Raw genomic sequence first — 17,488 nt, 5'->3', positions numbered from 1 at the left:
AGCGTGCACTCCCCGGTCGTCAACGCGCGTGTTTTGCCAGCGGAAGGCATTCAGCGCGTTAATGCCATGCATGCGCTACGTCATCACCGGAGCGAGCAGGGGGATTGGTTTCGAATTCGTCCAGCAGCTCCTGCTGCGGGGCGATACCGTCGAAGCCGGGGTCAGGTCGCCAGAGGGAGCACGGCGGCTGGAGCCATTGAAACAGAAGGCGGGCAACCGCCTGCGCATCCATGCGCTGGACGTGGGAGACGACGCCAGCGTGCGCGCGTTCGCCACCAACGTGTGTACCGGCCCCGTGGACGTGCTCATCAACAACGCCGGTGTCTCCGGCTTGTGGTGTGCGTTGGGTGACGTGGACTACGCGGACATGGCGCGCACGTTCACCATCAACGCCCTGGGGCCGCTGCGTGTCACCAGCGCGATGCTGCCGGGCTTGCGGCAAGGCGCCTTGCGGCGGGTGGCGCACGTCACCTCGCGGATGGGCTCGTTGGCGGCGAACACCGACGGCGGGGCCTATGCGTACCGCATGTCGAAGGCCGCGCTGAACATGGCCGTGCGCTCCATGTCCACGGACCTGCGCCCGGAGGGCTTCGTCACCGTGCTGCTCCACCCCGGTTGGGTGCAGACGGACATGGGCGGCCCGGACGCCACGCTGCCGGCGCCGGATTCGGTGCGCGGCATGCTGCGGGTCATCGACGGGCTGAGCCCGGAGCACAGCGGCCGGTTCTTCGACTACCAGGGGACCGAAGTGCCCTGGTAGCCGTGCCCTTCATGGGTAGAGCATCTGCGTGCGCCAGCCGCCGTCCTCGCGCAGGTAGACGTGCCTGTCATGGAGCCGGCTCTCCTGGGCGTGCCAGAACTCGATGCGGTCCGGCACCACGCGGAAGCCGGACCAGTGCGGTGGGCGCGGCACGGGCTGGCCGGCGTACTTCTGCTCCACCTCCGCCACGCGGGCCTCCAGCTCCGCGCGAGTCGCCAGCGGCTGGCTCTGCAGGCTGGCCCACGCGCCCACCTGGCTGCCGCGGACGCGGCTCTGGAAATAGGCGTCCGCCTCCGCGTCCGTGACGCGCTCCACGCGGCCTTCCACGCGCACCTGTTCATTCAAGGGCTGCCAGTAGAAGCAGAGCGCCGCGTAGGGATGCGCGCGGGCCTCGCGGCCCTTCCGGCTTTCGTGGTTCGTGTAGAACACGAAGCCGCGCGCATCGAAGTCCTTGAGCAGGACGACGCGCGCGCTGGGGCGCCCGTCATCCCCCACGGTGGCGACCACCATGGCGTTGGGGTCCACCGCGATGGCCTGCTTCGCGCGCTCGAAGAGCTCCGCGAAGCGCTGGATGGGGTCTGGAGGAATCATCACGCGGTGCAACATAAGGGGGGCGGGGCAGGTGTGCACCTTCGCGGTTGACTCATCCGGCACACACGTCAATGTGCGCACATGAATGTCCTCTTCATCTCCTCGGAGGTGGCCCCGTTCTCCAAGACGGGGGGCCTGGGGGACGTGGCCGGGGCTCTCCCCGCCGCGCTTGCCTCGCTGGGCCATGACGTCAAGGTCATCACCCCGCGCTACCGCGACCTGCGAGGCGCGGAGCGGCTGGAGCCCACGGGCCAGTCCCTGCTGCTGCGCTTCCCCTTCGGCGAGCTGTCGGGCCCCATCCTCTCCGCCCGCGTGTCGGAGCGGCTGGAGGTGCTCTTCCTGGAGAACGCGTTCCTCTTCGGCAACCGCCACGGCCTCTACGGAGACGCGGGGGGCGCCTTCGCCGACAACCACCGGCGCTTCGCCTATCTCAGCGTGGGCGCGCTCCAGGCGGCGCAGCGGCTGCGCTTCATCCCGGACATCATCCACGCCAACGACTGGCAGACGGGGCTGGTGCCGGTGGCGCTGCGGCGCGGCTTCCAGACGGGGCCGCTGGCGCACGCGAAGAGCGTCTTCACCATCCACAACCTGGCCTACCAGGGGCAGTTCCCCAAGGACGTGATGGGGGACCTGGCGCTGCCCTGGGACTTGTTCACCGCCCATGAGGGGCTGGAGTTCCACGACACGGTGAACTTCCTGAAGGCGGGGCTCGTCTTCTCCGACGCGCTCACCACCGTGTCCCCCACCTACGCGCGGGAAATCCAGACGCCGGAGCAGGGCTACGGGCTGGACGGCCTGCTGCGCCACCGCGCGCACCGGCTCCACGGCATCCTCAACGGCGTGGACACGCACGAGTGGAACCCGGAGGACGACGCCTTCCTCCCGGCCCGCTACGGACTGAAGGACCTGTCCGGCAAGGCCGTGTGCAAGCGCGAGCTGCTGGCCCGCTTCGGACTGGAGGACGGCCCCGCGCCGGTGTTCGGCTTCGTCAGCCGGCTGGCGTGGCAGAAGGGCATGGACCTGCTGCTGGAGGCCCTGCCGGCGGCGCTCCACGCGGACATCCGCGTCGTCGGCGTGGGCAGTGGCGAAGGGCCCCTGGAGGAAGGGCTGCTCGCGTTGCAGTCCCGTTACCCGAAGCAGGTGGGCGTGCACATCGGCTTCGACCCCGGGCTCTCCCACCTGGTGGAGGCGGGGGCGGACTTCTTCCTCATGCCCAGCCGCTACGAGCCGTGCGGCCTGAACCAGATGTATTCGCTGCGCTACGGCACGGTGCCCATCGTCCGGGCCACCGGCGGGCTGGTGGACACGGTGGAGGGAGGGCTGGACGGAAACGGCATCCTCTTCGAGGCCTTCCACAAGTCCGCCCTGCTGGCGGCCATCCGCCGCGCCCTGGCCCTCTACGCGGACCCGTCGCGCCTGGATGAGTTCCGCCGCCGGGGCATGGAGAAGGACTTCTCCTGGGGGGCGTCCGGCCGCCGCTACGAGGCGCTCTTCCACGACCTGGTGGCGGAATAGTGGGTGCGGACGGAAATTCGCAGTAATGTTGTGCCGTGGCGGATGCTCCGGACCTGGGTGGTTACGAGGTGGTCGGCCGGTTGGCGGTGGGCGGCATGGCGGAGGTGTACCAGGCGCGAGCCCGGGTCACCACGCAGCGCTCACCGGGTGAACCGGACGAGATTGTCATCAAGCGGCTGCACCCGTCGTTTCGCAGCGACACTGCCTACGTCAAAGCCTTCGTTGACGAGGCGAAGCTGACGGTCCGCCTGCGCCATCCGAACATCGTCCGCACCTACCGCCTGTTCAAGGCGGGGCCGGACTACCTGATGGTGCAGGAGCTCGTGAGTGGCCGGACGCTGGGCTACATGCAGGAGCTGCTGGTGAAGGCCGGCGCGGCGATGCCGCCCGAGTCCGCCTGCTACATCGCCTGGTGTCTGCTCAAGGCGCTGGACTACATCCACCGGGCCAAGGTGGGGGAGAACGGCGCCACCATCGTCCACCGCGACGTGAACCCGGCCAACCTGCTGCTGGGCATCAACGGCGACGTGAAGCTCACCGACTTCGGCGTGGCGGAGGTGGAGGGGCTGATGCGCGGCGACTCCGGCGCGCTGCGCGGCACGCTGCCCTATATGAGCCCGGAGCAGGTGCTGGGCCTGCCGGTGGACGCGCGCACGGACCTGTACGCGGTGGGCATCATCCTCTGGGAGCTGTGGTCCGGCCGCCGCCTCTTCGCCGGGGAGCACGAGGCGGAGCTGATGCACAAGGTGCGCGACGCACGCGTGCCGCTGCTGACGTCCTCTCCGGAGCTGCCGGACTACGCGGTGCAGGTGGCGCGCAAGGCGCTGTTCGCGGACCGGGCGCGGCGCTTCCAGACGGCGGCGGAGTTCATCAAGGCGCTGGAGTCCCTGTCCCGGCGCGCGGGCTGGCCGCTGACGGTGGAGGCGCTCCAGCCGCTGCTGGGGGGCTGAGATGCGCTCGCGCCGCGCCGTCATCCTGGGGCTGCTGGGGGGCGGGCTCGCCGTGTCCGGGTGTCTGGGCTCGGTGCCCTTCCGGCCGCGGGCCTATGAAGACGCGGTGCGCGTGGTGGGCTTCCAGGTGGACTTCCGGCAGGACGGCACCGGCGTCCTGGACCTGGACCTGGCGGTGACGAACCCCGCTTCGGACGCGGCCACGCTGGCCGCGGTGGACTTCACGTTGCGGGTGGACGGGCGCCGCGTGGCGGTGGGCACCCAGCAGGTGGCGGCGCCCCTGGCGGCGGATGGGAGCGCCCCGCTGCGCGTGCTCTTCCCGCTGGCCAGCGCGCGCGCCACGGGCGGGCCCGAGTCCGTGCCCCGGCGGGTGCAGGTGGAGGGCGGGGTGGTGCTGCGCTTCGGCGGCACCGAGCGGCGCGCGCCCTTCAAGTCCGAGCGCGTGCTGCCGCTGGCCTGGGTGCCACCGCTGGACGGGGACTGAGGCCGCCGCCGCTCACGCGTGGGGTGGACGCTACCCATGCGGTGTCATGGTAGTTGTCCGTTGCCGGCGGCAGGTGTGACGTGCCAGCGTGCTGGCCATGTCGCTTTTCCGACGATGTATGTTTCCCCTCTCCTTGGCGTTGCTGGGCTCCACCAGCGTGCTGGCCGCGGAGAAGTCGCCTCCCCCTGAGCCTCCGGCTCCTTCGCGCAAGGTCGACCCAACGAAGGCGCAGACGGAGGCGTGGCTGCGCGAGCACATCGAGGCGTGGAATGACTCGGAGGTGCACGTCACGGTGAAGGACTGCCGCATCATGGTGCTGGACAAGCCCCGTGAGCGGACGGAGATCGTCGACCTGCGCGGCTTGCTGCTGCCCATCGAGGTCATCCGGCTCAACGGCGGAAACGATGCGACGCTCCGGCTTCGTGTGAAGGAGAAGCACAGCGGGACGTACTCCATGTTCCGCAAGTGCAGCGCGGAGAACCGCTACTGCGCGGAGCCCACCGGCAAGTTCCAGAGCCTGCCTTATGTGGACCTCTCCGTGACGTCGGTGCGGGACTTCGTCCCCGGACGGCAGACGGACGTCGACAAGAGCCTGCGGCTGGAGCGGGCGCTCGAACACTACTCGCGGCTTTGTGGGGCGATGGAAGATGCGCGCAACCGGCTCTTCTAGGTTCGGGGCCGCGGGGCTGGCGGCGTTGCTCTTCTCCCAGGCGGGTTGCAGCACGACGTCCGAGTACGTGCGCGGCGAGCGCCTGCGAGAGGCGTCCCTGGGAGAGACCCACCGCGACACGCTGGAGAGCGTCGTGGATGCGTCCTACGTGGGCCGCGTCGCGGTGAAGCGCACCACCTGCACCGAGATTTCCACCGAGTTCAGCAAGAAGCGCATCGACACGACGACCAGCCCGCCCATGGGCTCGTTGCTCGGTGGGCTCGCGATGCTCGGAGGTGGCGGCGTCTTGATGGCGATGTCCGACGGCTCGTCCGATGACGACGTCGACATCACCATGACGCTCGGCGTGGTGCTGGCGCTCGCCTCCATCTATCCGTTGGTGACGGCGCTCACCGACGAGGACGTCAGCCAGGAGGAGGTCGTCACCGGCGAGGTCGAAGAGGAGCGCTCCCAGCGCTGTGATGAGCGGACCTTCGCGCTCAAGGGCCCGCTGCATTGGAGCGTCTCCCTGGGCGCCGCGCGGCGCACCGGGCGCACTGGAGAGGACGGCGCCGTGTCGCTGGGGCAGCCGCTCAACGAACTGGTGGAGCAGGCCATCACCGATGAGGCCAGCGTCCGCCGGCTCGTCGCCGGGCGGGGCATTGCCTTCCGGCTGGAGCTCGAGCGCGCCCCACCGGCGGACTTCCGGCTCGATTCCAAGGCGCTTCCGGATGCCTACTTCCGGCGCTTCGCGGACCGCTACGGACAGCAGCTCGGAGGCAGCGAGCGCGCCCGCTTCGAGAACTGCGAGCTGATTGGCAAGTCCGCGCGAGAGACGCTGGAGTGCTACTGGTCCCAGTAGTGGGTGAGGGCCGGCCCCGGAGCGGGGCCGGTGCCGCTCCGGGCCTCAGCTCTTCGCGGAGGCCTGCTCCTCGCGGCCGTGCTCGCGCCCCAGCCCGTCGCGGGACTCCGCGGCCTTGCCGTCCTTGGTGAGGCCGGACTTCACGCGCGACATCCGCACGCGGTCGATGCGGGGGCCTTCCTTGGACGCCACGACGAACTGCCAGCCGCTGTAGGCGAATCGCTCGCCCACGTCAGGCAGGTGGCCCGCCATGGAGGAGAGGAAGCCGCCCAGCGTGTCAAAGTCGCCTTCGGGCAGGGGGAAGCCGAACGTCTGCGTGAAGGCGTCCACCTCCAGCGCGGCGTCCACCATGAAGCTGCCGTCCGCCAGCTTCTCCACCTGCTTCTCCTCCACCTCGAACTCGTCGCCGATGTCGCCGACGATTTCGCGGAGGATGTCCTCCAACGTCACCACACCCATGAAGCCGCCGTACTCGTCGACGACGATGGCCATGTGAATCTTCTGCTTCTGCATGTCCCGGAGCAGGTCGCCAATGGGCTTCATCCACGGCACGAAGTGCGCCGGGCGGATGATGTCCTGCAGGACGATGAGCTCGGGGTGCTGGAGCAGGGGGATGATGTCGCGCGCGTGCAGCACGCCGATGACGTGGTCCACGTCGTCCCGGTACACGGGGATGCGGGAGTGGTTCTCCTCCGCCAGCAGGCGCAGCAGCTCGTCCGGGGTGATGGTGATGTCCACCGTCACCACCTCCGTGCGCGGCACCATGACGTCGCGGCAGCGCTTGTCGGACAGCTCGAAGATGGAGCGGATGAGCTGCGGGGCGCTCTTGTCGACCTCGTTCTTCGCGGCCTGGGCGGCCAGCAGCTTCTCCAGCTCCTCCAGCGGCGGGGGCGGCGGCTCGAAGCGCAGCGTGCGGCCGAAGGTGCGCGCCATCAGGTTGAGCACCGCCATGGCCACGCGCATGGGCGGGTAGAGCACCGTCACCAGCAGCGAGGTGAAGCCCGACAGCCGCAGGGCCCAGCGCTCCGGGCTGCCGTTGGCCAGCCCGCGCATGGTGACTTCCATGAGCGTGGCCAGCACGCCCACCAGCAGCGCGCCCGCGGCGACGGTGGCCACCGGCAGCCACGCGGATTCGCCGTAGCGGCTGAAGTCCAGCATGCGCGGCGGGACGAAGGCCCCAATGGCCGCGGCCTGGAAGCCGCTGAGCACCATGCCCAGGCGCAGCGCCGTGGCCACGGGCTCGCGGTCCGTCTTGTGGCGGAGGACCCGGCGCGTCGCCCGGCCCGGCTGCGTGTTCGCCAGCTCCTGTGCTCGCAGGTCGGACACGCCGTAGAGCGCGGACTCCGAAGCGGCGACAAGGGCCCTGACGAAACTCAGCGCCAGGCAGGCGACCCAGAGGGTCCAGGTAGGCATAGAGCCCTGTTCTTATCCCGTGCTAAGGGTCCACACCACTGCGCTGGAGCCCTGATGTTCGCTCGCATGTACGCTGTTGGAGCACTCCTGGCCTTCTTCGTCCCGACGCTCGCACATGCGTGGCCGGTGGACCTGGTCGTCCCCCTGGAGCCCGGGAAGGAACGCTTCCACAAGCTCGACACCGTGGACTGGGTCCAGGTGGCGGACGCCTCCGTGGCGGACGCGGAGCTGCTGCCTGGGAGCAATGAACTGTTGCTCACTGGGCAGAAGGCGGGACGGACGCTGCTCCTGCTGTACGCAGGGGGCCGCTTCGCCGTGTGGCGCCTCACGGTGGGTTCGCCGCCGCCGGAGGACCCCGCGCCCCGCCTGGCCGCGGCCCGCAAGGCCTGTCCGGACCTGAACGCGACGAGCGGCGCGGAGCGCTCCCTCAGTGCTTCGGTCAAGGACTCCGCGTGCAGGTTGGCGCTGCTGGAGCTGCTGAAGACAGACGCCTTCGTGGCCCGGGAGCTGGAGCTGACCTTCGAGCTCCCCGTCCTCCAGGAGCAGCTCACTTCACTGGGAGAGGGATTGAAGCCGCTGGGGCTGGAGGCTCGTTACAGCGGCGCGGGCGTGGTGGTGTCGGGCGCGGGCTCGCCGGAGGTGCACCGCAAGGCGCTGTGGGAGTTGTTCCACCGCTCCGTGGGCCGGGTGCCGCTGGACGACCAGATTCAGGAAGTGAAGCCGCCCGAGCCCACCGACGCTGGCACGCCGGACGCGGCCACGCCCGCGGTGGAGGCGGAGCGTGAGATTCCGGTGGAGGTGCTGCCACCGCCGAAGAAGTCACGCAAGCGCTGAGGGCTTCGGCTTGGCGTGTCGCGGGCTTGCGGTATGACGGGAGGCTCCTTCTTTCGCCCGCGTGCCTCAGCCGGCCGCGGCCGCTTCTTTGTGGAGGAGCCCGATGCGTTTGGCAGTCCGGTTGACCGCGCAGGCGTGGGTGTCGAGCCTGGCGCTGCTGATGCCCCTGGTGGCATCCGCGCAGTTCTATGACGTGGACACCTTTCCGGCCGCCGAGCCCGAGCGCGGCTGTCCGAAGCGCCCGGACGTGGTGCCCTTCACGGCGCGCAACCTGGTGGGGCTGACGGGCTCCGGCTGGCTGGCGCACCAGGCCATCATCCCGGAGTCGAAGGACCGCTTCTTCCTGGAGAGCGAGCGGGAGCGCTCCGGCGTGAAGCTGGTGCCAGAGGATGTGGACGTCCGGAAGCTGGGCGCGCCGGACCCGTCCGTGCCCTTGTGGGTGTTCGGCAAGGCGGATTCGGCGGCCTGCCGCGCGGTGCCCGTGGTGTGGTGGGCGGTGCGGATGGGGACGGACGCGGACCGCAAGACGTACCTCATGTCCGAGCTTCAGGTGGACTGCGACGTGCTGCCCCCGGGCCGGCTGTCGGGCACGCCGGTGGCGCTGCGCCAGAAGGACGCGCCCACCGGCTGCAAGCTGCGCCGCGCCGACGACAACTCCACCAGCGAGGAGGGCCGGGGGCTGCCCCTGGAGTTGTCGGACGTGATCCCCGAGCGCACGTCGTGCGAGGCCCCGGAGTGCCAGCGCAAGTGGGAGATCTTCAGCAGCCGGTGGGATGACGGCAGCGCCGTGTTCGACATCGCGGTGTCGTGGATGAAGCGCGGCGGGAAGAAGGACCCCTGCGAGTGGGCCACGGAGGACCACACCGCGCTGCTGCTCCGGCCGGCGGGGGCGCTGGCGCCGCTTCCGATGCGCTCCGGCGGGGCCTTCTTCGGCGCGCTCTATGACAGCACCGGGCTGCGCACCGTCCTCAGCCGCGAACTGGGCGTGCTCAACGTCCACGACGCTGGCAAGCCCAAGGCGGCGCCGAAGGCGGTACGCTATGGCAGCCCCACGGAAGAGGAGCTGGCGTACGCGAAGCGCACGTTGTCACCGTGCAAGAAGTAGGGGCGTCCGGGTTGAGTTCCTGAATCGAACCGGGGGATGATTCCCTCTCCTGTGTTCTGGGAAGGGGGGGCGCCATGGCCAATACGGTCGGTGTCAACAAGATGTCCGTGGTGACCAAGGACTCCAACGGCGTGTCCGTGGCGTTTCCGGATGTCTGCAAGACGCCCAGCCCGGCGGGTCCCATTCCGCTGCCGTACCCGAACGTGGCGCGCTCCGCCGATACCGCGCAGGGCAGCAAGACGGTGGCGGTAGAGGGGAACCCCTTGTGCGTGAAGGACTCCAACTTCAGCACCAGCACGGGGGATGAGGCGGGAACGGCGGGGGGCGGTGTGGTCTCTGGCAAGACCCAGGGCAAGGCCGAGTTCGTCAACTTCTCCTTCGACGTTCAGGTCGAGGGAAAGAACGTGGCGAGGGCCTTCGACTTGATGTTGCACAACGACAAGAACACGCCTCCGTTCCCGCTGATGCAGCCACCGGTGATGGCGGCCGGCCAGGGCTCGGGCAAGTGCAACTGCCTGGTCTGCGAAAAAGAGATGTAGCGCGAGGGGGCGGAATCCCATGGCCTCACACGAACAGGACGCCGGGCGCCCGCCTTCTCAAGTGGAGGAGCCCATCCTGGGAAACCTCATTGGCCGGGTCGTCGGACGGGGGCGAATGGGCACGGTGCAGGTGGACTTCGAGGGCAACCACCATGGGCCGCTGGAGGCCCGGCTCGCGGTCGCGGTGGATGAGGCCACGCTGCTTCGGGCGATAGAGGCGCGGCAGGAGGCGGTGCTCTGTTTCGAGCGGGGCACACCGACGCGCCCCATCGTGCTCGGTTTGCTCCAGCCGCGCAGTGAGACGCCCCTCCTGGATGCCATGCTCGAAGCTCCTGATGGCGAGCGCGATGATGGAGAGGTCGCCATCGTCGCCAACGGCCAGCGAGTCCCCATCGAGGGGCTTCTGGACGGCGCGACCGAGGAGCTCGAGCTTCGCTGCGGCAGGTCCAGTCTGGTCCTGCGGCGCAATGGTCAGATTCTGCTTCGAGGTGAGCATGTGCTCGTCGACGCGGGCCAGGTGCTGCGCCTTCGTGGCGGCAAGACGCAGATCAACTAGGCAGGGGGCATGACGTGATGAACCCGTTGCCCCGGCACCTCTCGCTCCCCATCTCCTGGGAGATGCTGGCGTCACACCTCGACGAGGCGGGATTCCTGTGGCGGCAGTGGAAGCGTGTCCTCGTGGCGCCGGACCATGTCCTCGATGACGTCGCTGGGGTGGAGGCGCGACTCCTCGCCCATGTGGATGCGCTCGTGCTCGCGGGGCGCAAGGCCGCGACGAGGCTGCTCGTTCCCGCCCTGGCCGAAGCGGACGCGCCTGGGAGGGTGGAGTGCGCCGCGCTCGGGCTGCTGCTTCAGGAAGACGCCCTGGAGGCGGCTGTGCGGAGTGTCCTCGAAGTGCTCCAGGCGGGGGAGGAGGGCCCGTGCGCGGGCATCCAGGCCGCGCTCCTTTGTGCCGGCGGACGGGGGCTGGAGTCATGGCTGCGGCCCATGGTCGACGCATCGCCCTCACCTGGAGTGCTCGCGACACTGCTGGAGATTTTGGGGGCGTGGCGAGTGGACCCTGGGCCGGCGCTGGAGGCGTCGCTCACGCATGAGGCCGCCCAGGTGCGGGCCGCCGCGTTTCGCTGCCTGCGCTCCTGGCCCGTCCGGTTGTCCGAATCCACGCTGGAATTGGGACTGCGCTCATCCTCCGCCGAGGTTTCTGGCGCTGCCCTGGAGGCAGGGCTGTTGGCGGGAAGTCGACGGGCGTGGTGGGAATGCCGCCGTCAGGTCCTGGAGGGCGGGCCGCACCGCCAGATGGCCTTGCGAGCGCTGGCCGTGGCGGGTGGGCCGGACGCCCAGAAGTTGCTGTTGGAGGGGCTGGGAGACGCTGCCCGAAGGACGGAGACCTTGAGGGTGGTCGGCCTGGTGGGAACGGTCGAGACTGCTCGGGCCTGTCTGGAGGCGATGCGCGAGCCGCCATGGGCGCGCATGGCGGCGGAGTCGTTCTCGCTGGTGACAGGCATGGAGGTTCCCGCGGTGGCTCCGGGCGTGGAGTCGGGCGACGAGGAGGCGGCCGCGGAGTTCGCGCCGGAAGCAGACCTCCCGCTGCCGGATGTGCCCCGTCTTGAGGCGTGGTGGGCCGAGCACGCATCCCGGTTCAAGCCGACGGTGCGCTTCGTGCGGGGACGGCCTTTGGGGCAGGAGTCGTTGCTCGACGCGTTACGAGAAGGGTCGATGTATCGCCGCCGGTCGCTCTGGTGGGCTGTGGCCCTGCGGACCCGGGGCGCGCTGGGGTTGGGCGTGGGCGCTTGGACACGGACCCAGCGCGCGGAAGAGGACGCCGCGAGGCGCCTGCCGCCCGCGCGTTTTGCCCAGTCGCTGGAGGGAGGCGTGGGCGCGTGGGGTGGGGCATGAAGGTGTTCGTCGAGGCCCTGGGGATGGCTTCATGCCTGGGGCCGGTGATTCCCGCCTGCGCTGCGTTCCGGGCCAATCTGCTGCGCCCCTCGCAGTCTCCCGACGTGGACGTCGCCCACCCGGGTGATGAGGCACCTCGGCCCGTGACAATCTGTGCGCTCCCGGTGGCGACGTTCGGGTTCTCGGGCGTCGGTCGGCTGGTGGCGTTGGCGTGCGAGGTGCTCAAGGATGTGGGCACTCGCGTGGACCTGCGGGGCTTCGGGCCGGAGACCGGCGTCTATCTGGCGCTGCCGGACCCGTGGGAGCGAGGCCTGGACCTGGGCGAGCCGGATGCCACGGAGGCGCTCCGAGCGGAGGCGCTGGGGCGCCGTGTGTTGGAGGCGAGCCTGCGGAACATGGGCCTGGAATGGCCTGGGCCCAGGCGCTTCTTTTGTGGTGGGCACGTGGCCTTCGCGAGGGCGCTGCATGCGGCCCAGGCGGCGCTGCAGAGCGGCGGGCTTCGCTCGTGCCTGGTGATGGGGGTGGACTGCCTGGTCGAAGAGCCGACGCTCCATGCGCTGGCGGATGGGCGACGGTTGAAGACGCCGGAGCAGCCCGTGGGCTTGACGCCTGGGGAAGCGGGCGCGGCCTTGTTGCTGACCACCGAGGGGTCCGCGCAACGTTCGACGGGCGCGCCCCAGGTGATGCTGCACGCGGTGCGGCTCGGAGAAGAGCCGCACCCGAGAGGCTCTGACAGGCCATCGGATGGGCGGGCCCTGGCGGCATGTGCCGAGGCGGTGCTCGCAGCCGCGGGGGCCCTTCGTTCCCGGCCGCTCCTGGTGAGCGACCACAACGGAGAAGAGGGGAAGGCGCGGGAGTGGGGGATGGTGTTGCTGCACCTGCGGGCGTTGGACGCCTCGCTGGGGGGACTTCCGGCCTGGTATCCCTCCATCGGCTTTGGGGACGTGGGGGCCGCGATGGGCGCGGTCAGCGCTTGTGTCGCGGTCAGGGGGCTGCAACGCGGCGATGCGCCTTCCTCCGTGAGCCTTGTCTTCGCCAGCGCGGACGATTCCGGCCGAGGCGCCGTCTTGCTAGGAACCACTGCTGCGCATCCGTCCAGAGGAGCTCTGCCATGACAACCAGTGACACCCGGCACAATCCCAATACGGAAATGGCCCGCAGGCTCAATGGCATCTACAAGCGCAACCTGGCTCGGAAGGAATCTTCCCGGGCCGCGGCCAAGGAAGAGGCGAAGAAGAGCAAGCCGAAGAAGAAGGCGGAGTCCGCTCCTGACGGACATCTGGACCCCAACGCGCCGTTGAATGGGGTGCTGGCCAAGGGCGATAACTATGCCCGTCGCGGCTACACGTACCTCAAGGCCCAGGACGGCCGAGGGGTGTATCGCAACTTCGACCATGCGCACCTGAGCGAAGTCCGGGACATGGTGAAGGAGCGGGCGGAGTTTCCAGGGGGGCCGAAGGAGAACTTCAACCCCACGTACACCCAGCAGCATCCGTACGCCTGGGAAGCTCACCACATGCTGCCAGGCTCGGCCTTCTATTACATGATGAAGGACGGCAAGCCGGCCTTCACGTACAAGCAGATTCGGCTGTTGCTGATGTCCGAGTACAACATCAACCACGGGCACAACATCATCAATCTTCCCGCCGAGGACTGGGCCGTCCCGGTCCATTCCCTCATCTGCCATCCGAGCGACCACGAGTCCTACACGATGCGGGTCATGGATGAGATGCGGAAGGTGGCCAACGATTTACAGAAGCTGATTGATAGTGGGAAGCCGCACGGCAACTTGCCAGAACTCATCTTTGAAGAGCTCAAAAAGCTGGAGAATCGGTTCTGGATATTTATTGTCAAACTCAGCGGAAAGCTCGTTGAAGCAAAAGTCGCTGGTGTCCGATATGTCGGCCCTGGTTCAGAGCACGTTAGGTACGCCAATAAAGATGGCGGAACGCACTATGAGTGGGGCAGCCTTTGGTAGGAGCAATCATGGCTAATTACTGGGTGTTGCGGGCGGAGTCTGCAGATGGGGCTATCATTGATGCTTTGCCCAAGGACAGTCCGACCAATTGGAAGTTCAGTACGGGCGAGCCTCTTGCGCGGAGTTTCCCTGCAGGGGGAAAGGTGTCGTTCTCGGACCACTTCCCGGACCGGCGTAAACTCTATGATTTCGTGCGAAATACCATTGGTGTCATACTCGCGTCGTCGCGTGTGAGACATGTTTTGGAGGGCTTGAAGGTCGAAAATGCAGAGTTTCTTCCCGTTACCATGTGCGATCACCAGTGGGGTCCGGTGGCTGATGGTTATGGCATCCTGAATGTTCTGGGCTCCCAAGATGCGATCGATATGGAAAAATCGACCTATGACATCAGTGCGCTCTCTCGGGAGATTAGTCATGTCAGTAACCTGGTGCTGACAGTAGGGAAGATTGATCCGCAGGCCGAAATCTTCCGCGCCCGCAACATGATGGAGCTCATCCTGATTTCGGACCGGACCAAGCAGGCCTTCGAACAGGCGGGGCTGACAGGTTTCAGGGCCCATCCCGCCGAAGGCTTCGACGACATGTTCGCCTGAACCTGGAGGATGGCAGCGTGGCAAAGCTTGCGGCACTGCGGGAGGACTCCGGGCGGGCCATTCTCCAGTTGATGCGTCAGGTCGATCCCACCGCGAGCCGAGATGTCCTCGTGCGGACCGTGGATGAGCTCTGTGTCCACTTCCACGTCGTGGCCGTGGCCACCCTGCTCGTGGATGGCAACCCGCAGGGCTTCTTCCTGAACCTGTGCCGAGCCGCCGAGAACTGGAGGCGATTGCTCACGCATTGCCGCCTCAAGCAGTGGGCGCTCCCTGCTTCGCGACACATGGAGCCTCTGCTCGGCGCCGTCGCGGCGGGACACTGGAGTCTGGCGCGACAGGTCGCGGAGCTTTCCGAGACGCGGTGGCTTCCGGACGAGGAGTACCGCTCCGAGCACGCACGCGCCCAACTCTTCCATGTGCTGGTCTCGCCCGGTACCAGGGACGTCGTCATCCCGAGGGTGGAGGCGTTGGAGGGACTGGGGCTCGAGACAGAGACGGACCGGGTTGCCTGTGCCCGAGCCCTGCTCGAGGGTGACGCAGACACCTTCTCTGAGGCGTTCAAGCACGCGGTGCTCGTGCATGGAGAGGACATCGAGAAGCGCGCGAAGCTCTTCACGACCCCCGTGACACGCTTCGCGCCGAAGCGAGCCATCTGGTTGGAGGGGCTCGCCTGGCTCAGGCTCACCGAGCGCGCGGACATCGCGAGCTTCGACGAGCACTTCCAATACTGCCCGCCGCTGGCCCGCACGCCCATGACGTCCCAGTACGCCGGGGACTGGGTCGTTTCGCTCGGTCCTTGAGCGCCGCGGTGCGTCCCCGCCCGCGGCGCCTCCAGAGTGGAGCGGCTACAGCTCCCGCGACTGCTCCACCTTGCGCTGCTGGTCGCGGACGGCCAGCTCCTTGGACAGGTAGGGCTTGAGTCTCTGGCTCGTGTACGTGAGCGTCAGGCTGCGCGCCCCGGGCTCCTGGCTTCCGGTGAGCCGCAGCTCCGTTTCGGCTTCGGTCCAGGTGCTCCGCAGCAGGTATTCGTGAGCCGCGAGGGCGGCGTCCGTCCTCGCGTTGGCCTCCATCTGCCGGCCGAAGTTGTCCACGGCGGGGCCCCTGGGCTGCACGCCGGAGCGCCACGCGTGGTAGTTCGCCGAGGCCTCGGAGAGGTTGTTGGCCATCTGCGCCAGCGCCAGGCGCCCCTCCGCGTCGAGCGCCGAGTCCTCCCTGGACGCGGGCTTGCCGTACTTCATGGTGAGCAGCTCCGCCACCGCGTTGAAGTTGTCGCGGACGGCGCCCGGCGCGCGGAAGTGGAGGGTGACCTCGGCCAGCTGTCCCTGGGCGAACACGTAGTAGGCGTCCGCGCGGCGGCCCGCCACGACGTCGGCGACGTGCACGTCCCCCCATTCGTTGATGACCCGGGCGTGAAAGGGGAGCGCGGTCATGGCCTCGTCCTTCGTCATCCCCCAGCGCGTGTCTTGGAAGCCTGAGCTGCTGCGGTACTGCTCCCGGGCGCCCTCCTCGCGCTCGACGTCCGCCAGCCGGATGGCGTCGCGGCGTTCGAGCAGCGCCTGGTGCTTCGCGGACGTGCCGCAGGCGGTGGTGGCGAGACACAGCGGCAGCAACAGGGCGGAACTCCATCGCATGGGCGGCTCCTCTGGCGGTGGCGTGGGACCGTGACGGCCCGCCGCTTCCGATATTCAAAGGGGCACGCGCCATTTCGAAAGCGACGGGCGCTCAGGGGCCGGCCGCCGCCTCTTCCGTCCACTTCCCGCGCCGGGTGGGCTCCTTCATCGCTCGGGCGAGCGCCGTGAGGAAGCGCCTGCGGGGCCAGTTCTCCGCGCCGAAGCGGGCCAGGTGTTCAGTCTCCACCTGGCAGTCGATGAGCTGGAAGCCCCAGCCCTGGAAGCGCTCCGCCGCGGTGACGAAGGCCACCTTCGAGGCGTCCGGGGCCAGCGCGAACATGCTCTCTCCAAAGAAGGCCGCGCCCAGGGACACCCCGTACAGGCCGCCCTTCAGCTCGCCCTCCGCCCACGCCTCCACCGAGTGCGCGAAGCCCGCCTCGTGGAGCGTGACGTAGGCCTCCATCATCTCCTCGGTAATCCAGGTGCCCGTCTGTCCGGGCCGAGGCACCTGGCTGCACTCGGTGATGACGCGCCGGAAGGCGGTGTCGTAGCGCACCTCGTAGACGCCGCGGGCCATCGTCTTGCGCAGCGAGCGGCCCACGTGGAGCTTGTCTGGCGACAGCACGAAGCGCGGGTCCGGCGAGTGCCAGAGGATGGGGTCTCCCTCGCTGTACCAGGGGAAGATGCCGTGGGCGTAGGCGGCCAGCAGCCGCTCCGGACGCAAGTCACCGCCGACGGCGACGACGCCGCTCTTGTCGGCGCGCTCCGGGGGCGGGAAGAGCTCGGGGTGCTCGTCACTCAACAGGTAGATGGGCACGGCGTCCCACTCTACCGGGAGACGTTCAGCTTCACCTTGCCCGTGAGCGAATACGGCACGCGCAGCAGCGGGCCCGTCACCTCACCGGTCACCCCGTAGGGCAGCAGCCCCTTGGAGATGAGCGCCTTCACCTCCGGGCCCCAGGTGTCCTTTGTCACCGCCAGTTCCACCGGGTACACGCCCGTGGCGGACGCGTCCACGGTGTCCGCCTGCGCCAGCGTGCCGCTGTCCAGCGTCTTGCCGGCCACCGATGCCGTCCACGTCAGGCCCTCCAGCCGCAGCGGGAAGGGGTTGGGGTTGCGCACGCCCAGGCGGAGGTTGAGCTGGACCTCCTCATCCGAGTAGCGCGCCCCGTCCAACTCCTCCACCACCACCGTGGGCAGCCGGGGCACCCGCGCCGCGCGGCTGGCGGCGAAGGGAATCGTCTGCTCCTGGTCTCCCGAGCGCACGACGAGGGTGCCGCGCAGGGCGAGCAGCAGCGTGCCTCCCTGGGCGCTCAGCCGCGCCAGGTCGTCCTCGTTCTTCACGTAGGGCGCGCGCTCCTCGAAGGAGAGGTCCGTGGGCTCGCCGGGCGTCAGCGCCACGTCCAGCTTCGCGGTGCCCGTCTTCACCACCTGGCCATCGGCGACGAGCTCGTAGTCGGCGCGCTCCACCACCCCCTCTCCGGGGCTGGTCACCTGGGCCTCGAAGCGCAGGGTGGCGTCGGTGAGGCCCTGGGACGCGACGACGGTCCGTTGGGCGGTGAGGACGGCGGGACTGGAGGGCCGGGTAGGGGCGGAAGCACACCCCGCACAGAGGAGAAGCACCACGGCCAGTCGGAACATGGGCGAGGGCAAGCGCATGACGCTAGACAATGTGGCCACGCCCTGGAGTCCTCTCAAGGGCTTTTCCG

General features: G+C 68.8%; 20 protein-coding genes. 15 read left to right on the top strand and 5 right to left on the bottom strand.

Annotation, left to right across the window (positions count from 1 at the left end; all coding sequences use genetic code 11):
• Window positions 1-70: 70 nt before the first annotated feature.
• Window positions 71-760, top strand: coding sequence for an SDR family oxidoreductase (locus tag BLU09_RS01895; protein WP_090484747.1), 690 nt, complete (start codon window positions 71-73; stop codon window positions 758-760).
• Between the two features lie 9 nt (window positions 761-769).
• Here BLU09_RS01895 and pdxH read toward each other — a convergent pair whose 3' ends face one another.
• Entirely contained in the window at window positions 770-1,432 is a 663-nt protein-coding gene (pdxH, locus tag BLU09_RS01890; protein WP_090484745.1) for a pyridoxamine 5'-phosphate oxidase, read from the bottom strand.
• Between pdxH and glgA the strand changes: the two genes are divergently transcribed.
• From glgA to BLU09_RS01865, 5 genes are all read left to right on the top strand, one after another.
• On the top strand, window positions 1,433-2,866 hold the full coding sequence (gene glgA / locus BLU09_RS01885) for a glycogen synthase GlgA (RefSeq protein ID WP_090484743.1): 1,434 nt from the start codon (window positions 1,433-1,435) through the stop codon (window positions 2,864-2,866).
• A gap of 35 nt (window positions 2,867-2,901) precedes the next feature.
• Entirely contained in the window at window positions 2,902-3,816 is a 915-nt protein-coding gene (locus BLU09_RS01880; RefSeq protein ID WP_090484741.1) for a serine/threonine protein kinase, read from the top strand.
• A gap of 1 nt (window position 3,817) precedes the next feature.
• The gene (locus tag BLU09_RS01875; RefSeq protein WP_090484739.1) at window positions 3,818-4,300 is read left to right on the top strand and encodes an LEA/WHy family protein; all 483 of its coding nucleotides are present in this window, start codon (window positions 3,818-3,820) and stop codon (window positions 4,298-4,300) included.
• Between the two features lie 118 nt (window positions 4,301-4,418).
• Window positions 4,419-4,970, top strand: a complete 552-nt coding sequence (locus tag BLU09_RS01870) for a hypothetical protein (protein WP_244171353.1) — start codon at window positions 4,419-4,421, stop codon at window positions 4,968-4,970.
• Window positions 4,948-5,811 carry a hypothetical protein gene (locus tag BLU09_RS01865; RefSeq protein ID WP_244171352.1) on the top strand — a complete coding sequence of 288 codons (864 nt, stop codon included), beginning with the start codon at window positions 4,948-4,950 and terminating at the stop codon, window positions 5,809-5,811. Before BLU09_RS01870 ends, BLU09_RS01865 begins: the two co-directional genes overlap by 23 nt.
• A gap of 45 nt (window positions 5,812-5,856) precedes the next feature.
• On the opposite strand, the gene BLU09_RS01860 is transcribed toward BLU09_RS01865, so the two are convergent.
• On the bottom strand, window positions 5,857-7,224 hold the full coding sequence (locus tag BLU09_RS01860) for a hemolysin family protein (protein WP_090484733.1): 1,368 nt from the start codon (window positions 7,222-7,224) through the stop codon (window positions 5,857-5,859).
• Window positions 7,225-7,278: 54 nt separating this feature from the next.
• Here BLU09_RS01860 and BLU09_RS01855 point away from each other — a divergent pair, with 54 nt between their 5' ends.
• From BLU09_RS01855 to BLU09_RS01815, 9 genes are all read left to right on the top strand, one after another.
• The gene (locus BLU09_RS01855) at window positions 7,279-8,058 is read left to right on the top strand and encodes a pilus assembly protein N-terminal domain-containing protein (RefSeq protein WP_090484731.1); all 780 of its coding nucleotides are present in this window, start codon (window positions 7,279-7,281) and stop codon (window positions 8,056-8,058) included.
• 103 nt (window positions 8,059-8,161) lie between these two features.
• Window positions 8,162-9,163, top strand: a complete 1,002-nt coding sequence (locus tag BLU09_RS01850; RefSeq protein WP_090484729.1) for a hypothetical protein — start codon at window positions 8,162-8,164, stop codon at window positions 9,161-9,163.
• Window positions 9,164-9,237: 74 nt separating this feature from the next.
• A complete protein-coding gene (locus BLU09_RS01845) occupies window positions 9,238-9,702 on the top strand; it encodes a DUF4150 domain-containing protein (protein WP_090484727.1) in 465 nt (154 codons plus the stop codon).
• 19 nt (window positions 9,703-9,721) lie between these two features.
• On the top strand, window positions 9,722-10,258 hold the full coding sequence (locus BLU09_RS01840) for a DUF6484 domain-containing protein (RefSeq protein ID WP_090484726.1): 537 nt from the start codon (window positions 9,722-9,724) through the stop codon (window positions 10,256-10,258).
• 17 nt (window positions 10,259-10,275) lie between these two features.
• Entirely contained in the window at window positions 10,276-11,598 is a 1,323-nt protein-coding gene (locus BLU09_RS01835; RefSeq protein WP_090484724.1) for a TIGR02270 family protein, read from the top strand.
• Window positions 11,595-12,713 (top strand): hypothetical protein, encoded by a 1,119-nt coding sequence (locus BLU09_RS01830; protein WP_090486926.1) that lies wholly within the window; start codon window positions 11,595-11,597, stop codon window positions 12,711-12,713. Before BLU09_RS01835 ends, BLU09_RS01830 begins: the two co-directional genes overlap by 4 nt.
• Window positions 12,710-13,576 (top strand): AHH domain-containing protein, encoded by an 867-nt coding sequence (locus BLU09_RS01825; RefSeq protein WP_090484722.1) that lies wholly within the window; start codon window positions 12,710-12,712, stop codon window positions 13,574-13,576. Before BLU09_RS01830 ends, BLU09_RS01825 begins: the two co-directional genes overlap by 4 nt.
• Before the next feature lie 8 nt (window positions 13,577-13,584).
• Window positions 13,585-14,169, top strand: coding sequence for an imm11 family protein (locus BLU09_RS01820; protein ID WP_090484720.1), 585 nt, complete (start codon window positions 13,585-13,587; stop codon window positions 14,167-14,169).
• Window positions 14,170-14,186: 17 nt separating this feature from the next.
• The gene (locus BLU09_RS01815) at window positions 14,187-14,969 is read left to right on the top strand and encodes a hypothetical protein (protein ID WP_090484718.1); all 783 of its coding nucleotides are present in this window, start codon (window positions 14,187-14,189) and stop codon (window positions 14,967-14,969) included.
• Between the two features lie 45 nt (window positions 14,970-15,014).
• Here BLU09_RS01815 and BLU09_RS01810 read toward each other — a convergent pair whose 3' ends face one another.
• The 3 genes from BLU09_RS01810 to BLU09_RS01800 all read right to left on the bottom strand — a co-directional run bounded on the left by BLU09_RS01810 (window position 15,015) and on the right by BLU09_RS01800 (window position 17,438).
• Entirely contained in the window at window positions 15,015-15,800 is a 786-nt protein-coding gene (locus BLU09_RS01810) for a hypothetical protein (RefSeq protein ID WP_090484716.1), read from the bottom strand.
• 91 nt (window positions 15,801-15,891) lie between these two features.
• Window positions 15,892-16,596 carry a leucyl/phenylalanyl-tRNA--protein transferase gene (gene aat / locus BLU09_RS01805; RefSeq protein WP_090484714.1) on the bottom strand — a complete coding sequence of 235 codons (705 nt, stop codon included), beginning with the start codon at window positions 16,594-16,596 and terminating at the stop codon, window positions 15,892-15,894.
• An 11-nt stretch (window positions 16,597-16,607) separates the two neighbouring features.
• Window positions 16,608-17,438, bottom strand: a complete 831-nt coding sequence (locus tag BLU09_RS01800) for an LEA/WHy family protein (protein WP_410477975.1) — start codon at window positions 17,436-17,438, stop codon at window positions 16,608-16,610.
• Window positions 17,439-17,488 lie beyond the last annotated feature (50 nt).

This window comes from Myxococcus virescens, from assembly GCF_900101905.1.
Classification (GTDB): domain Bacteria; phylum Myxococcota; class Myxococcia; order Myxococcales; family Myxococcaceae; genus Myxococcus; species Myxococcus virescens.
Note: the sequence above shows the minus strand (reverse complement) of the source record. Positions and strands in the feature narration are given on the sequence as shown.

What these genes read in the sequence shown, in the direction of transcription:
- BLU09_RS01895 (WP_090484747.1), top strand. Translation starts at nt 71, where the DNA reads ATGCGCTACGTCATCACCGGAGCGAGCAGGGGGATTGGTTTCGAATTC.
- glgA (WP_090484743.1), top strand. Translation starts at nt 1,433, where the DNA reads ATGAATGTCCTCTTCATCTCCTCGGAGGTGGCCCCGTTCTCCAAGACG.
- BLU09_RS01875 (WP_090484739.1), top strand. Translation starts at nt 3,818, where the DNA reads ATGCGCTCGCGCCGCGCCGTCATCCTGGGGCTGCTGGGGGGCGGGCTC.
- BLU09_RS01870 (WP_244171353.1), top strand. Translation starts at nt 4,419, where the DNA reads ATGTTTCCCCTCTCCTTGGCGTTGCTGGGCTCCACCAGCGTGCTGGCC.
- BLU09_RS01865 (WP_244171352.1), top strand. Translation starts at nt 4,948, where the DNA reads ATGCGCGCAACCGGCTCTTCTAGGTTCGGGGCCGCGGGGCTGGCGGCG.
- BLU09_RS01860 (WP_090484733.1), bottom strand. Translation starts at nt 7,224, where the DNA reads ATGCCTACCTGGACCCTCTGGGTCGCCTGCCTGGCGCTGAGTTTCGTC.
- BLU09_RS01855 (WP_090484731.1), top strand. Translation starts at nt 7,279, where the DNA reads ATGTTCGCTCGCATGTACGCTGTTGGAGCACTCCTGGCCTTCTTCGTC.
- BLU09_RS01850 (WP_090484729.1), top strand. Translation starts at nt 8,162, where the DNA reads ATGCGTTTGGCAGTCCGGTTGACCGCGCAGGCGTGGGTGTCGAGCCTG.
- BLU09_RS01845 (WP_090484727.1), top strand. Translation starts at nt 9,238, where the DNA reads ATGGCCAATACGGTCGGTGTCAACAAGATGTCCGTGGTGACCAAGGAC.
- BLU09_RS01840 (WP_090484726.1), top strand. Translation starts at nt 9,722, where the DNA reads ATGGCCTCACACGAACAGGACGCCGGGCGCCCGCCTTCTCAAGTGGAG.
- BLU09_RS01835 (WP_090484724.1), top strand. Translation starts at nt 10,276, where the DNA reads ATGAACCCGTTGCCCCGGCACCTCTCGCTCCCCATCTCCTGGGAGATG.
- BLU09_RS01830 (WP_090486926.1), top strand. Translation starts at nt 11,595, where the DNA reads ATGAAGGTGTTCGTCGAGGCCCTGGGGATGGCTTCATGCCTGGGGCCG.
- BLU09_RS01825 (WP_090484722.1), top strand. Translation starts at nt 12,710, where the DNA reads ATGACAACCAGTGACACCCGGCACAATCCCAATACGGAAATGGCCCGC.
- BLU09_RS01820 (WP_090484720.1), top strand. Translation starts at nt 13,585, where the DNA reads ATGGCTAATTACTGGGTGTTGCGGGCGGAGTCTGCAGATGGGGCTATC.
- BLU09_RS01810 (WP_090484716.1), bottom strand. Translation starts at nt 15,800, where the DNA reads ATGCGATGGAGTTCCGCCCTGTTGCTGCCGCTGTGTCTCGCCACCACC.
- BLU09_RS01800 (WP_410477975.1), bottom strand. Translation starts at nt 17,438, where the DNA reads ATGCGCTTGCCCTCGCCCATGTTCCGACTGGCCGTGGTGCTTCTCCTC.